The organism is Caballeronia hypogeia (assembly GCF_001544875.2).
Classification (GTDB): Bacteria; Pseudomonadota; Gammaproteobacteria; order Burkholderiales; family Burkholderiaceae; genus Caballeronia; species Caballeronia hypogeia.
The window spans coordinates 1-14,303 of sequence record NZ_FCOA02000033.1; the positions used below are offsets into that span (position 1 = coordinate 1).

General features: G+C 61.7%; 13 protein-coding genes. 5 read left to right on the top strand and 8 right to left on the bottom strand.

The window, feature by feature from the left end:
• Window positions 1-196: 196 nt before the first annotated feature.
• From AWB79_RS31495 to AWB79_RS31510, 4 genes are all read left to right on the top strand, one after another.
• A complete protein-coding gene (locus AWB79_RS31495; RefSeq protein WP_061171362.1) occupies window positions 197-1,558 on the top strand; it encodes an MFS transporter in 1,362 nt (453 codons plus the stop codon).
• A 56-nt stretch (window positions 1,559-1,614) separates the two neighbouring features.
• A complete protein-coding gene (locus tag AWB79_RS31500) occupies window positions 1,615-2,586 on the top strand; it encodes a dipeptidase (protein ID WP_061171363.1) in 972 nt (323 codons plus the stop codon).
• 1 nt (window position 2,587) lies between these two features.
• A complete protein-coding gene (locus AWB79_RS31505; protein WP_061171364.1) occupies window positions 2,588-3,112 on the top strand; it encodes a DUF5943 domain-containing protein in 525 nt (174 codons plus the stop codon).
• A 61-nt stretch (window positions 3,113-3,173) separates the two neighbouring features.
• The gene (locus tag AWB79_RS31510; RefSeq protein ID WP_061171365.1) at window positions 3,174-3,737 is read left to right on the top strand and encodes a PAS and helix-turn-helix domain-containing protein; all 564 of its coding nucleotides are present in this window, start codon (window positions 3,174-3,176) and stop codon (window positions 3,735-3,737) included.
• A 45-nt stretch (window positions 3,738-3,782) separates the two neighbouring features.
• Here AWB79_RS31510 and AWB79_RS31515 read toward each other — a convergent pair whose 3' ends face one another.
• The 7 genes from AWB79_RS31515 to AWB79_RS31545 all read right to left on the bottom strand — a co-directional run bounded on the left by AWB79_RS31515 (window position 3,783) and on the right by AWB79_RS31545 (window position 11,819).
• On the bottom strand, window positions 3,783-4,886 hold the full coding sequence (locus AWB79_RS31515; RefSeq protein WP_061171366.1) for a mandelate racemase/muconate lactonizing enzyme family protein: 1,104 nt from the start codon (window positions 4,884-4,886) through the stop codon (window positions 3,783-3,785).
• A 2-nt stretch (window positions 4,887-4,888) separates the two neighbouring features.
• On the bottom strand, window positions 4,889-5,986 hold the full coding sequence (locus tag AWB79_RS31520; RefSeq protein ID WP_232471082.1) for an alcohol dehydrogenase family protein: 1,098 nt from the start codon (window positions 5,984-5,986) through the stop codon (window positions 4,889-4,891).
• A gap of 236 nt (window positions 5,987-6,222) precedes the next feature.
• Window positions 6,223-7,359, bottom strand: coding sequence for a porin (locus AWB79_RS31525; protein WP_063963596.1), 1,137 nt, complete (start codon window positions 7,357-7,359; stop codon window positions 6,223-6,225).
• Between the two features lie 99 nt (window positions 7,360-7,458).
• Window positions 7,459-9,096 carry a fatty acid--CoA ligase gene (locus AWB79_RS31530; protein WP_061171368.1) on the bottom strand — a complete coding sequence of 546 codons (1,638 nt, stop codon included), beginning with the start codon at window positions 9,094-9,096 and terminating at the stop codon, window positions 7,459-7,461.
• Window positions 9,097-9,118: 22 nt separating this feature from the next.
• A complete protein-coding gene (locus AWB79_RS31535; protein WP_061171369.1) occupies window positions 9,119-9,991 on the bottom strand; it encodes an isocitrate lyase/PEP mutase family protein in 873 nt (290 codons plus the stop codon).
• Window positions 9,992-10,011: 20 nt separating this feature from the next.
• Window positions 10,012-10,548 (bottom strand): 3-isopropylmalate dehydratase small subunit, encoded by a 537-nt coding sequence (locus tag AWB79_RS31540; RefSeq protein ID WP_061171370.1) that lies wholly within the window; start codon window positions 10,546-10,548, stop codon window positions 10,012-10,014.
• A gap of 5 nt (window positions 10,549-10,553) precedes the next feature.
• Window positions 10,554-11,819, bottom strand: a complete 1,266-nt coding sequence (locus tag AWB79_RS31545) for a 3-isopropylmalate dehydratase large subunit (RefSeq protein WP_061171371.1) — start codon at window positions 11,817-11,819, stop codon at window positions 10,554-10,556.
• Between the two features lie 163 nt (window positions 11,820-11,982).
• On the opposite strand from AWB79_RS31545, the gene AWB79_RS31550 reads away from it, so the two are divergent.
• Window positions 11,983-12,759 carry an IclR family transcriptional regulator gene (locus AWB79_RS31550; protein ID WP_063963594.1) on the top strand — a complete coding sequence of 259 codons (777 nt, stop codon included), beginning with the start codon at window positions 11,983-11,985 and terminating at the stop codon, window positions 12,757-12,759.
• 4 nt (window positions 12,760-12,763) lie between these two features.
• Here the strand turns inward: AWB79_RS31550 and AWB79_RS31555 are convergent, their stop codons facing one another.
• Window positions 12,764-14,302: an alpha/beta fold hydrolase gene (locus AWB79_RS31555; RefSeq protein WP_061171372.1), complete on the bottom strand. Its 1,539-nt coding sequence runs from the start codon at window positions 14,300-14,302 to the stop codon at window positions 12,764-12,766.
• Between the last annotated feature and the right edge of the window lies 1 nt (window position 14,303).

Consider the following 14,303-nt stretch of genomic DNA (forward strand, 5'->3'; position numbering starts at 1 on the left):
GCGACCAACGACTGGAACGCGGCGGCGAAGAAGTTCGTCGACTCGCATCCGGAGAAGGTTCAGGCATGGCTTCAGCAGTAGACGAACCGCCGAGATTGATTACCTAGGTAATTGACACGTATAGACCTAAGTAATTTGAGCACCTACTCTCTTTTCAACATCGGATGAAAACCGATACGTGAAACGGGAGAGGACCATGCCAACCCAGAACGCCCATGAAGTCGATACCAAAACGCTGCGACGTGTCATCGCGGCTGCGTCGATCGGAAACTTTGTCGAGTGGTTCGACTTCGCCGCTTACGGATTTCTCGCCACCATTCTGACCCGAGAATTTTTTCCGAGCGGCGATCCGACTGTCGGCCTGCTAAAAACCTTCGCGGTCTTCGCGGTCGCTTTTGCGTTTCGTCCGCTCGGCGGAATCTTCTTCGGGGTTATCGGCGACAGGATAGGCCGCAAGCGCACGCTGGCGTTCACCATCCTGCTGATGGCCGGCTCGACCACTCTGATCGGCCTCCTTCCCACCTACGCGAGCATCGGCTACTGGGCCCCGCTGCTGCTCACCATCATTCGCTGCGTGCAAGGGTTTTCCGCGGGCGGCGAGTACGCGGGCGCCTGCGCCTACGTGATGGAACATGCGCCGCGCCGCCGCCGCGCATTCTTCGGCAGCTTCGTTCCGGTTTCCACCTTCTCGTCGTTCGCGTGCGCCGCGATCGTCGCTTATGCGCTCGAATCGTCGCTTTCATCCGCTGCGATGGTCGAATGGGGATGGCGCGTTCCCTTCCTGATCGCGGCGCCGGTCGGTCTGATCGGCGTGTACTTGCGCGTGAATCTGCATGAAACGCCCGCTTTCCAGGCGCTCGAAGGAAAGCACGAGGTCGCGCACGCCCCGTTGATGGAGACCCTGCGCTCACAGTCGTGGAACATCGTGAAGCTCGGCGCGTTCGTCTCGGTCACGGCCCTTTCGTTCTACACGTTCACGACGTACTTCGCGACCTATCTGCAAGTGGCCGGCCATCTGTCGCGCGGAACGTCGCTGCTGGTGACCGTGCTCGCGCTCTTCTTCGCCGCCGCGTTGTGCCCGCTCGCCGGTTTGTTCTCCGATAAGGTGGGCCGCCGCGCGACTATCGCGAGCACCTGCGTCTTCATCATCGCTTCGGTTTATCCCGCATTCGCGCTCGGCGGTTCGGGCGATCTTTCGAAGTCGCTGTTCGGCGTCGCGCTGCTCGCCGTGGGCGCCGTGGTTTCGGGCGTGGTCACCGCGCCGCTCATGTCGGAAGTGTTCGCGACGAAGACCCGCTACACCGCCTCCGCCATCACGTACAACCTCGCGTACACGATCTTCGGCGGCACCGCGCCGCTGGTCGCGACATGGCTGATCTCCTCGACGGGAACGAATCTCTCGCCGGCGTATTACCTGATCGCAGTGTCGATCTTCGCGATGATCGGTGGTCTCGCGCTGCACGAAACGTCGAAGACTTCGCTGGAGCATGCAGGTTCGCCCACTCACGGCGACAGCGACGAAGTTGCCGTCAAGCACGGCATCAAGCGAACCGTCTGAGCGCGCGCGCCACTCTCCACTCACACTCACACATTGAAAACGAACGGATCAAAGCAATGAGCAGCCTCCACGATTCGAGCATCATCATCGACGGTCTGAACATTTCGAAATTCGAGCGCTCCGTGTTCGAAGACATGCGCCGTGGCGGCGTCACCGCCGTCAACTGCACGGTCTCCGTCTGGGACGACTTTCAGAAAACCATCGACAACATCGCGGAAATGAAGCAGCAGATCCGCGAATACAGCGAGATTCTCACGCTCGTGCGCACGACCGACGACATCCTGCGCGCCAAGAAGGAGAACAAGACCGGCATCATCTTCGGCTTCCAGAACTCGTATGCGTTCGAGGACAACCTCGGCTATATCGAAGTGTTCAAGGAGCTCGGCGTGAACGTGGTGCAGCTCTGCTACAACACGCAGAATCTCGTCGGCACCGGTTCGTATGAACCCGATGGCGGCCTGTCCGGATATGGCCGCGAAGTGATTCAGGAGATGAATCGCGTCGGCATCATGGTCGATCTTTCGCACGTAGGTGCGAAGACTTCGTCGGACGCCATTGCCTGTTCGAAGAAGCCCGTCACGTACTCGCACTGCTGCCCTTCGGGTCTCAAGGAGCATCCGCGCAACAAGACCGATGATCAGCTGCGCGAGATCGCGGAGGCGAACGGCTTCGTCGGCGTGACGATGTTCATGCCCTTCCTGCGACGCGGCGCGGACGCGACCGTCGAAGACTATCTGGAAGCGATCGAATACGTGATCGATGTGATCGGCGAGGACAAGGTCGGCATCGGCACGGACTTCACGCAAGGCTATAGCACCGAGTTCTTCGACTGGATCACGCACGACAAAGGCCGTTATCGCCGTCTGACGGATTTCGGCAAAGTGGTGAATCCGGAAGGCATTCGCACGATCGGCGAATTCCCGAATCTCACCGCCTCGATGGAACGCGCGGGATGGAGCGAATCGCGCATCAAGAAGGTGATGGGCGAAAACTGGCTGCGGGTGTTCGGCGAAGTCTGGAACGTCTGACATGCAACCGCAACTGCCGATAGAAGTCGATCCGCAAACCGGCGTGTGGACCACCGACGCCCTGCCGATGCTCTACGTGCCGCGGCACTTCTTCACCAACAACCACGTAGCTGTCGAAGAGGCGCTCGGCCGCGAAGCCTATGCCGAGATTCTCTATAAAGCGGGCTATAAATCGGCTTACCACTGGTGCGAGAAGGAAGCGGACCAGCACGGCATCAGCGGCATGGCGGTTTTCGAGCACTATCTGAAGCGCCTGTCGCAGCGGGGCTGGGGTCTGTTCTCCATCGTCGAGGCAGACCCCGGGAAATCGCAGGCGCGCATCCACGTTCATCATTCATCGTTCGTTCTGGCGCAGCCAGGCAAGCACGGAAAGCTTTGCTACATGTTCGCGGGCTGGTTCGCCGGCGCGATGGACTGGGTCAACGACACCGCGCCAGACAGCGCGAAGAAAGGGCCGCGCGCGACGTCATCCGAGACGCAATGCAAAGGCGAAGGGCATGACTGCTGCGTTTTTCACGTAGCGTGATTGCTCTGTGCGAGCGCTACAATCGCCAGGGAGCCTACCCACACGCAAGCAGACGCCGACCATGACCGACAAGACGTCGAATCTCGACTACGAGGATCTCTTCAGGCATCTGCCGGTAGCTGTCATCGTCGCGCGGGAACGGGTCATGGTGGACTGCAACGCGCGAGCGCTCGAACTCTTCAGGGCCGAGCGCGGCGACATAGTCGATCAGTCGTTTTCGAAACTTTATCCGCAGCAAAAAGATTTCACGACGACCGGTCGCCGCCTCGCACCGCTCATCGCGAAGCGCGCCTTCTTCAGCGATGACCGCATCATGCGGCGCATCGACGGCAGCCATTTCTGGGTCACCGTCTGCGGCTTTGGCTATAACCCGAAGCGGCCTTTCGAACTGGCGATCTGGACGTTCACCGATCTCTCGGAAAACGGCAAGCAATCGGATATCGCCAGCACGCTGACGGAGCGCGAGCGCGACGTCGCGGCTTTTCTCGTTCATGGCATGACGAGCAAGGAGATCGGCAAGGAGTTGAACATCAGCCCGCGCACGGTGGACATTCATCGCGCGAGCCTGTTGCGCAAGTACGGCGTGAACGCGACGCCCGATCTGATCTCGCGGCTGCTTGCCTGAACCGAAGTGCGCCAGCGGGCGCCGGGCCCGCTGGTCAGCCCGGCATCAGAAAGACGCCAGCGGATTGCCGAACATCCCCTCTTCCGGAACGATGCCGAGTCCCACGCCCTTCGGTGGCCTGACATGACCGCCTTCGACGCTCACGCCGTTCTTCGAGTCGAAATGCCCTTCGATCATCGGCGCGGCGATCCAGACGCCATCGAGCAATGCGGGCGGAACGGTCGCGCCGATATGCGCGCACGCCGCCGCGATGAGATCGCCGCCCCACGCATCGTCACAGGTATGCGGCAGGTTGCGCGCAACGCACACGTCGCGGAAGCCGCGCATGGGATGCAGGCCGCCGAGCCGCGTGACCTTCATGCCGAAGCCATCGACGAGGCCCGTGCCCGCTGCCGTGATCGCCGTGCCGAGGCTCGTGCAATTCTCGTCCATATAGAGAGCGTGGTTGATATGGCCGCGGATCTTCTGCAGATCTTCTATCGTGTTGCAAGGCTGCTCCAGGATGAAGGGGATATGCGCGCATTCCTGACTGAGGCGGATCGCGTCGCGCGTAGTCAGGCTGCGGTTGCCATCCACCGCGAGACGTATGCCCGAACCGCGAATGGCCTCCCATACCTTCGAAACCGCTGCCACGTCTTCTTCGATAGCCCGTCCGCCGACTTTCAGTTGCAGACGCGGATAACCTTCGGCGCGCTTTTCCGCTGCGACGCGCGCGACCTCGTCCGGCGCGCCGATGGTGACGGCGTAGTACGAAGGCAGGCGGTCCGCGAGCGCGCCGCCGAGAAGATCGGACACGCTGACGCCGTAGTGCTTGCCCAGCAGGTCATGCATGGCGATATCGACAGCCGCCTTGGCGTAGCTGTGCCCGTTGAGCAGACCTTCCATGCGATCGTGCAGGGGCATCGGCAATACATCGGCGCCGATGAGGCCGGGCGCCATCGCCGAGAGCGCCGCGAGCGCGCCCGCCGGATGCGACTCGGCATAAGTCGGGCCGACGGGACAGGTTTCGCCCCAGCCGAACAGACCGTTGTCCGCGACGAGCTTGACCAGCGTGGTCGTCAGCGAATAGACATCTGCCCGCGCCATGCGATACGGGCCGTTGAGAACCGGAAGCTCATGCTGATACAGATGAATCTCTTCGATCTTCATGTTTACGCCTCCGGGATGTTCAGCACGAGTTTGCCGAGATGTCCTTTGTTCAGGAACTCTTCCTGGGCCAGACGAATATCTTTCAATGGAAAAGTCTTCGCGACCAAGGGTCTGATCTCGCCCTTCTCGATGTACGAAATCAGATTTCGAAAGACTTCCTCCTCCTGAAAGGTGCAGCCCATCAGCGTGAGGTCCTTGAGATAGAGCGTGCGCAGATCGATGCGGGAAATCGGCCCGGCAATCGCGCCTGCGATCGCATAACGGCCACCCAGACGAAGCACTTTGAGAAGCTTCGGCCATTGCTCGCCACCAACGACATCGATCACTACATCGATGGAATTTTCGCCGAGCACCGCCACGAGATCGGCGTTGCGGTCGAGCACACGGTCCGCGCCGAGCTCACGAAGCGCCGCCGCCTTGGCCGGCGACGATAGCGCGATCACATGAGCGCCGCGTCGCTTGGCAAGCTGCACGGCCGCCGATCCGACACCGCCGGAAGCACCCGTCACCAGCACCGTTTCCACGCCGAGTTTCACGCGATGCAGCATGTTCTCCGCCGTCGAATTGGAGCACGGAATGGAGGCCAGTTCGGCATCGGTCCAGTCGCAATCGACCTTGAGCGTCTCTCTCGCGGGCGCGACGGTGAATTGCGCGAAACCGCCGTCGCATTCGCTACCGAAGGTCCAGCATTCGAACGGCCGATAATCGACATAGCTTCGCAGCAGGTTGCTCACCAGCACGCGCTCGCCGATACGCCCAGGCGACACGCCTTCGCCCACGGCCACGATATAACCGCAGCAATCGGCGCCTTGAATGCGGGGAAAATCGAGCGATGCGTCGGACCACGACGCATCGGAGCCGTTCACAGTGGCGAAGCCTTCCTTGCCGCCGGAACCGGTGTCGCTGTCGATAGATTTCGAATACCAGCCAATGCGCGTGTTGATATCCGTGTTATTCACCGCGGACGCGCGGCATTGAATGAGCACCTCGCCTTGCTTTGGCTTGGGCACCGGCACGTCGGTTCGATATTCGAGCTTGTCGAAGCCGCCCAGCCCGGTCAGAAGGACGGCGTGCATCTTGTCGGGCAACGATCGTGACATCGTCGGTCTCACTTTCGAATGCGATGCGAGGAAGCGACCGCTACTCGCCTCCCCGGAGTATTCGACCGTGCAACGACGCCGTCAATGCGCTAATTTTTCATCGACGCATTACTTTGGGTTATGCGCGTTCCATCCGTTGATCCTGGTTTGCATAAAAAAATGCCGGGCGACCCTGAAGGCCGTCCGGCGAACCCACCTGCTGATTAACCGTGCAGGAACCGTGCAGGAACCGTGCTTCAGAACTTGTGACGAATACCCGCTACGACCGCGACCTGCCGATCCGTGGACGAAGGCGCCGGCGTGTAGGCGAACCACGCGCGCAAATTCGAAGACGTCTGCATGAAGAGGCCATTCAGGTAGAGATCGGTACGCTTCGAAAGGAAGTACTGAACGCCGGCGCTCGTCTGCCAGTAATTGCCCGAGCCGCTGCCCTGCGTCGCATGCGTGTACGACTCGCCGATCGACGCGAGAATGTCTGGACGGAAGTAATAGCGCGCGCTCAGTTCGGCATTCTGGAATCGCACCGAGCCCGTGCCGCCGCCGCTTCCGGTCGCGCCCGAGAACAGCGATCCGCTGGTGGGATTCTCGAACAGGGCGCCGGTGTAGATCGCGCCGAGAATCAGCGAGCCCATCTTGTAGTTCGCACCCACGCCCCATTGCTGGACGGTTTGCGCACTGGCGAGGAACGGCGTCGTCGCCGCGCTGTAGTAGTTGTCCGAAGGCAGCGCGCCGTCGGTCGATACCGCGGGATTCATGAAGCGCGAGTAGCCCGCGGCGACGGTCACCGGGCCCATCGCGTACGTCAATGCCGCACTGTAAGCGCGGTTACGCGCGAAGTTGGTGTTGTTCGAGAACGAATACGATGCGCCCGCGCGGAATCCGCCGATCGTCGGCGTCATGTACTTCGCCGTGTTGTTCTGGCGCACCAGCAGGCCGATGTTGTCGTTGTCGAACGGATGCGAGCCGAACGCCGTCAGCGACGTGCTGGACGCGATCTGCAGCGGCGCGAGCAGGTCCTGCATCGGGTTGTATTGACGACCCAGTGTCAACGTACCGTATTGCGTGTGCGAAAGCCCGACCCACGACTGACGTCCGAACATGCGGCCGCCCTGCAGCGCCGCGCCCGTCATGATGTTGGTTCCATTCTCCAGTTGGGCCACCGCCGACAGGCCGCTGCCCAGGTCTTCGACGACTCGCAAGCCCCAGCGCGTACCCTGTTCGTTCCCGCTCGCGACAGAGTACAACTGATGCCCTCCCGAGTTATTGACATACAGCACGCCGGCATCCGCGATACCGTAGAGCGTCACGCTGCTTTGTGCCTGGCTATACGCGGGCGCCAGTGCGAGCAGCATCAGAAGGGGCAGCTTTTTCATCTTCGAGTCTCCGAACGTCATTTGCATACCTAATTTTTATGAACTTGCTTTCAGCGGGGTTGATAGGACTTTTGAATTGAACTTCCGGGAAGGCGAACTTCAGACGTTCTGGTAACGTTCCCGGAGCGCACGCTTGTTGATCTTCCCGACGCTCGTCTTCTCGATCATGTCGACGATCAGAAACCGTTCGGGCACGGCAAAACGCGGAATGATGCCGCGGCTCGCGGCCTCTCCCACATGGGCGCGAAGCTGCTCCGGTCCTATGCTTCCCGCCTCTTCCTCGTTGAGTACGACGATGGCGAGCGGGCGCTCGCCCCACTTGTCGTCTTTCACGCCGATCACCGCGACGTCACGCACCGCCTCATGGCGCGAAAGAATGTCTTCGATCTCGAGCGACGACACCCACTCGCCGCCCGTCTTGATCACGTCTTTCATGCGGTCCGTGATCTGCAAGCCGCCGCTTTGCGTAATCAGGCCTATGTCGTTGGTGTGCAGAAAGCCGCCCCGCCACAGTTGCGCAGTGGCTTCCTCGTTGCCCACATAACATTGCGTGGCCCACGGCATTCTGACGACCACTTCGCCCACGGCCACGCCATCGCGCGGCACGTCGCGCATCTCCTCATCGACGATGCGCATGTCTATGAGCGGCAACGGCAAACCCGCCTTGGTGCGGCGCGCCAGTTCCGCGTCGAGATCGTCGTCTGCCTCGGTGAGCGGATCGACGCGCGAGAACGACATCAGCGGACACGTTTCCGACATGCCATATCCCGTGTAGGCATCGACGCCGCGTTCTAGCGCCGCTTTCGCGAGCCCTTTCGAAAGCGGAGACCCGCCGACGATGACCTTCCACGAAGACAGGTCGATCGATTCGGCCAGCGGACTGTGCAGGATCATGCTCAGGACCGTCGGCACGCAATGCGAGAACGTGACGCCCTCATCCCGAATAAGCGTGAGCAGCTTGTCCGGCGCGTAACGCCCCGGATAAACCTGCTTGAGGCCGAGCGCGGTTGCGATGAACGGCATGCCCCATGCGTGCACATGGAACATCGGCGTGATCGGCATATACGCGTCGTCGCGATGCACCCGGCCCTTCTCACGCGGACTCGTGAGCGCCGCCATGCCGGCCATCGTATGAAGCACCAGTTGCCGGTGCGTGAACGCCACCGCCTTGGGCGTGCCCGTCGTGCCGGTCGTGTAGAAGGTGGTGGCGCGCGTGCGCTCGTCGAAGTCGGGAAACGCGTAGGCGCTGTCGCCCGCTGCGAGCAGTTGCTCGTACTCGCCCACGAAGTGCGATGCGGGCAAGGACGAGTCTTCGTCTCCGATCAGCACGAACCGATCCGCGAATTCGAGCTTCGCGCGGACCGAATCGAGCAGGGGCAGAAAATCCCGATGCACCATCACGACGGACGCGCGCGAATGATTCAGCGTATAGAGCACCTGCTCCGGCGAGAGCCGCACATTCACGGTCATCAGCACCGCACCCATCATCGGCAACGCGAAGTAGCACTCGTGATAACGGTGACTGTCCCAGTCCATCACCGCGACCGTGTCGCCGAAACGAACGCCGATAGAACTCAGCGCGCTCGAAAGCTTGCCGATTCGTTGCCTGAACAGGCCATAGCTATGTCTGCGGCTGCCCGAAACAATCTCTTGCTCGGGCCGAATCTGCAGCGGCGTATGCAACAGTTGCTTGATGAGCAAACTATCCGTATAGGATGAAGTCAGCGAATTTTCCACGGTCTTGGATCAGAAATGAATGCTAGTTGCTCTCGTAATGCGCTTGCCGCTCTTCCATCTCCGCCCAGCCGATCACCGACTTGAACTCCTTCATCGTGACCTGACCGACGGGAAGATCGCCGGCGTCGCCGGTGCGGCGAGCCGCGAGCGCCGCCAGGTTCTTCTGCAGCGCGTCCACTGTCGACATCAGTGTGATGAGCGGATAGCTCGCGAACGCAGCGACCGATTCGATCTGCTCGCGACTGAGCGCGGCCATCCACGTGCCCGCCATCAGTTGCAGCGACAGGCGGCGACCGGTGGCCTCGCGAAGCTGCTTCAGTTCCTCCAAGCTCGAAAAGGTGCGCGAGATGGGCTGCACCACGTCCGCGCCCGCTTCCGCGTAGTGCGCGGCGCGATCGATCGCCTCGGACGGGTCCGTCACATCGGTGCGCGCGACGATCACGAAATCATCGTCGTGCCGCGCATCGACTGCCGCCTTGATGCGGGCGATGCCGTCCTTGAGTGAAACGACCGGCGTCACCGCAGCAGCGGCCGGGCAGCGCTTCGGGCTGATCTGGTCTTCGAGCGAGATCGCCGCGGCGCCCGCCTTCTCGAACTCGCGCACCGTGCGCGCCACGTTGATCACATTGCCGTAGCCCGTATCCGCATCCGCGAAAATGGGCTTCTTCACGACGTTGGCAATGCGATTCACCAGCGCCGCGTTCTCCGTCAGCGTATAGACCTCCATGTCCGGCTGGCCCAGCAACGAAGCCGAAATGCCGAAGCCCGTGGTGAACACGCCGTCGAAGTCGGACTGATCGACCAGCAATGCCGACAGCGCGTCCTGCGCACCGCCGAACCAGAAGGTCTTGCCCGATGCGATGCTTTGACGAATCTGCTTTCTTTGCGAATTCATAGCTTTCTCCCGATATTCACTCATGCAGCGTTCAGATTGCCGGCAGCGCTCCTGGCGAGCCGTGCCTTGAGATAAGGATTGAGTCCGCCCAGTTCGATCATCGAGCGTTCTGTATCGGACCACGGCTCGACTGGCAGCTCGATATTGCGATCGACGTTGATCACGACGTTTCTTTCGAAATCGACGCGCACATGCTCGCCGCGCGCCACGACTTCGCTGATGCCAGGACAGGTGACGAGCGGAAAGCCCATCGCCAGTTCGCCGCGAAAGAAGCCCGGCGAGAACGAATCGGCGATCACGCCCGCGATGCCGAGTCGCCGCATCGCCTTCATGGCCGGATAGTGCGGATGCCCATAACCGAAGTTATCGGCTGCGATCAGCAGATCGCCCTTGCTCACGGACTGCACGAACGCCGGGTCGTAACTGGCCATCGTGTGTTTGACGAGTTCGTCGAGGTCCGTGATCTTGATGTTCTTGATGCCGACGATAAGGTCGATGTCGTAATTGGCTTCTTCATAGATCCAGGCCGCGCGGCCGTCGAGAATCGGAAGGCTCATCTCTGTTACTCCTTGTTCAGGAACGGGCGGGGATCGGCAATGCGCCCTTCGACGGCGGATGCCGCGACCACCGCAGCGTTGCAGATGAAGATCTCGGTATCCGCGCTGCCCATGCGGCCCGGCGTGTTCAGCGTGCCGGTGGACACGGCGCGCATGCCGTCCGACATCGTCGCGATGCGGCCAAAGCAGTAATCGCAGCTCGGCGAGCTGACGAACGCGCCTGCTTCCACGATCGTCTCGATCAGGCCTTCGCGCGCGGCTTGCGCCATGATCTCGGCGGAGGTCGGCACGACGTGAAGCTGGAAGCCCTCCGCAACCTTGCGGCCCTTCAGCACTTGAGCCGCCACGCGCAGGTCTTCGATACGGCCGCTCGCGCAACTGCCCAGATAGCCGGTATGCACTTCCAGGCCGATGTATTCCGTCAGATCGCGCGTATTCGCCGGACTCGGCGGCGCGACGACGATCGGCGCCAGCTCGCTGATATCGATAGATTCGACGCGGTCGTAATGGGCGTCCGCATCCGCATGCACGGGTTCGAGATCGAGTTGACGGCGCTCGTTGGTGTAGGCCAGAGTCTTCGCGTCCGGTGCGATGATCATCGTGGTGGCGCCGAGAAACATGGCCTGTCCGCAGATCGTCTGACGACCTTCGATGCTCATGGCATCGATCACCGGCCCGCACAGCTCGACGACCTTGAAGCGGCACGACGCGGGCCCCATCACGCGCACGAGATGATGGAAGATGTCACGCGCCATGACGCCGGGACGCACCGTGCCCTTCAATTCGATCTTCACCGTGCCGGGCACTTTCAGCGCGATATGCTCGGAGACGAAGCCTTCGAGCACGGCCTTGCGCACACCCATCGCAAGCGTGCCGAATGCGCCCATCTGGCTCACGTGGCCGTCGAAATGAATCACGAATGCGCCGGGCGTCGCATAGCCGAGTTCCGCGGCGACCTGATGCCCGATACCCTTGCGTTCATAGACGGGCACGCCCTGCTGCTTGCCCCACTGACGCGTCTGCTTGTGCAACTCTTCTTCCTTCGGCGATGCGGCCGGCACCATGTGGTCGATGAAGAGCACGATGCGCTCGGGGCTCGACACCTGCTCCACGCCGAATTCTTCTCTGGACTCCTTGAAGAAGACATCGGTATAGCCCGGGAAATCGTAGGCGATGACATAGTCCGGTCGAACGATGATCTCTTCGCCTGCGTGAACCTCGGCCTTTCCTGCTGCTCGCGCCAGAATTTTTTCCGCGATCGTTTGAGCCATGTGTACTCCGGGGGACGGCTGTTTTGGTCAAGTGTCACTGCGTTGTCGTGCTAAGGATTAGAACCGATTTACCCTGGGTCACGGATGCGGGCTAACCCCATTTTTCGCCACAATGTGGCGTAGAATCTCCACACCGGTTTCTATTGCGCGATCACGCTCAAACATGAAAAAAGACTCCAAGGAAACACGCTCCGGAACGCAAAGCATCGAACGCGCGATCGGGCTTTTGAGAACCGTTGCATCGCGCGGCCGGCGCGGCATGCGCATCGGCGAAATCGCCACCGCCAGCGAGCTTGCTACTTCCACATGTTTCCGTTTGCTGAGCCGCCTCGAGATCGAAGGTCTCGTGGTTCGCGACGAGCACACCCGCAAGTACTATCTCGGTCCGCTGATTCACGAACTCGGTCTGCTCGCACGCCCGCGTTACCGCCTTGCCGATCTGTGCGACGTGCCCATGCAACGGCTCGCCGATCTCACGCTCGACACCATCTATCTCAGCGAGCGCAGCGGCGTCGAAGCCGTCTGCACGAACCGCGCGCTGGGCGACTATCCGATCCGTTCGCTCTCGCTGGACGTTGGCATCCGGCGTCCGCTCGGCGTGGGCGCGGGCGGCCTCGCGATTCTCTGCGCGCTCGATCCCGAAGAAGCCGAATCGATCATCAACGAGAACGCGGACCGCTACGAAAAATTCGGCGCGTTCACGCCCACGCTGCTGCGCGAAGCCGTCGAGCTCGGACGCGAACGCGGCTATGCCTTTCTCGACAGCGTGGGCACGCCCGGCATGGCCGCCATCGGCATTGCCTTTCCTTCCGATAATCCGGTCGCGGCGCTGAGCGTCGCGGCCATTTCGAGCCGCCTCGCTCCTCCCCGTCAGGCTGAAGTCGCGAGGCAGATGGCCAGCCAGATCCGCCACATCAAGGCCGCGATGCAGCAGGCGTGAAGCTTCAGATGCGGCCGTGGTCGAGGAACCGCGCGTACGTCGCGATCGTCTCCTCGACTGCTTCAGGGGCCTGATCGGGATACCACACTGTGGCGGGTGTTCCGGTGACGAAGAAGCGCCCGGATTTCATCTCGCGCGCAGCGTCGAGACCTTGAACCAGCATGTCGGATGCTCCTGCGCAGAACAGCGCCGGGCACTTCAATCCGGCCATGCGCTCACGCGTGTCGTATTCGAACGCCGCACGATACGTGCGCGAATAGGTTTTGCCGCTGCTCAGCAGTCCCACCGTCCAGTCGTGCAGGAAAGCGGCATCGGGAACCTGCAAGGGACGACCCGCCGCGCGCTCGGCGCGATACCACGGCCAGAACAGAAACATGTCCCGCCGCATCTGCCAGGCCTTCTGCACGTGCAGACCCCACTGATCCGGCGAAAGATCGATGAAGTAATTCGCAAGGATGTCGGCGGAGAAGCTGGGGTCGAGGATAGGCGGCGCTTCGAGCACCACGCGTCTCACGCGATCCGGCGCGAGCAGCGACGTTTCGAGCGCAATCAGCGCGCCGGTGTGCGTACCCCACAGGTCGAATGTATTCAGATCGAGCTTGTCGGCCAGCGCGATCACGTCGCGTGCGAGCGTGGCGATATCGACCGGCTCGTCGGGCCTCGCGGATTCGCCATTGCCGATGTAGTCCGGTGCGATCACGCGCCGTTTCGCGCCAAGACCCTTCAGCAACGGCATCAGCGGCGCAGAGGAACCCGGTGCGGAATGCAATGCGATCACCGGATCGCGGTCCGGGCCGCTCAGTCTCAAATGCACTCTGCCGTGCGGGATGTCGACATAATCGCGCCATACGTCGCCCGGTGTTCGCGGTGCAGGCGAAACGTTCCGGGCAATCGCGCCAGACAAGACTTCGCTCACACCGCGCGTATTCGCGGCCTCGCGCAAGCAACCGGCATGCGCGGAACACAGCGACCATAGCTTCATATAAGCCAATGGCGACATCGCGGCCGCGACAAACGTCGCGTTCATCGCTTCGGGCGAAAGAAACGGATCGCCGCTTTTCGCCACTTGCCGCCCGCTCGAAGCGTCGAGAACATGCGCGTCTCGCAGATGCGAAAACAGCGCGTTAAGATGCGTGCCATCGTTGCGCGGCGTGAGATCGGGCGGCGTCCATTTGCGTGCCGCCCATCCGAGCGCATGGTCGGCGTGCAGACAAAGCGCTTGCGGATCGAGTTGCAACGCAATCGCACCGGCGAGATCGAATGCGAGCAGCGGCGCGTGTGCCAGACCGAGCGCATGCATGGCCTCTCGCGCCGTATTCACCACATCCTCGAATGACGAGAAGCGCACGGACGCCGAACCACCGATACCCGGCAACTCGATGACATGAAACGAGGTATCGGCGTGCGCGCCGGCGAGGCGCTCCGCGACCACGCTCGCCGCGGCGACGAGACCAGGCAGCACCACTACCGCCGCGCCTCTGCCCGCGCGCCATACGCGCATTTCACCGTGCGCGGTATCGATATAGTCCGGCGTCGCGCTCATC

Coding starts and splice junctions, on each gene's coding strand:
- AWB79_RS31535 (WP_061171369.1), bottom strand. CDS start 9,991: ATGAATTCGCAAAGAAAGCAGATTCGTCAAAGCATCGCATCGGGCAAG.
- AWB79_RS31505 (WP_061171364.1), top strand. CDS start 2,588: ATGCAACCGCAACTGCCGATAGAAGTCGATCCGCAAACCGGCGTGTGG.
- AWB79_RS31550 (WP_063963594.1), top strand. CDS start 11,983: ATGAAAAAAGACTCCAAGGAAACACGCTCCGGAACGCAAAGCATCGAA.
- AWB79_RS31515 (WP_061171366.1), bottom strand. CDS start 4,886: ATGAAGATCGAAGAGATTCATCTGTATCAGCATGAGCTTCCGGTTCTC.
- AWB79_RS31525 (WP_063963596.1), bottom strand. CDS start 7,359: ATGAAAAAGCTGCCCCTTCTGATGCTGCTCGCACTGGCGCCCGCGTAT.
- AWB79_RS31555 (WP_061171372.1), bottom strand. CDS start 14,302: ATGAGCGCGACGCCGGACTATATCGATACCGCGCACGGTGAAATGCGC.
- AWB79_RS31510 (WP_061171365.1), top strand. CDS start 3,174: ATGACCGACAAGACGTCGAATCTCGACTACGAGGATCTCTTCAGGCAT.
- AWB79_RS31545 (WP_061171371.1), bottom strand. CDS start 11,819: ATGGCTCAAACGATCGCGGAAAAAATTCTGGCGCGAGCAGCAGGAAAG.
- AWB79_RS31540 (WP_061171370.1), bottom strand. CDS start 10,548: ATGAGCCTTCCGATTCTCGACGGCCGCGCGGCCTGGATCTATGAAGAA.
- AWB79_RS31500 (WP_061171363.1), top strand. CDS start 1,615: ATGAGCAGCCTCCACGATTCGAGCATCATCATCGACGGTCTGAACATT.
- AWB79_RS31495 (WP_061171362.1), top strand. CDS start 197: ATGCCAACCCAGAACGCCCATGAAGTCGATACCAAAACGCTGCGACGT.
- AWB79_RS31520 (WP_232471082.1), bottom strand. CDS start 5,986: ATGTCACGATCGTTGCCCGACAAGATGCACGCCGTCCTTCTGACCGGG.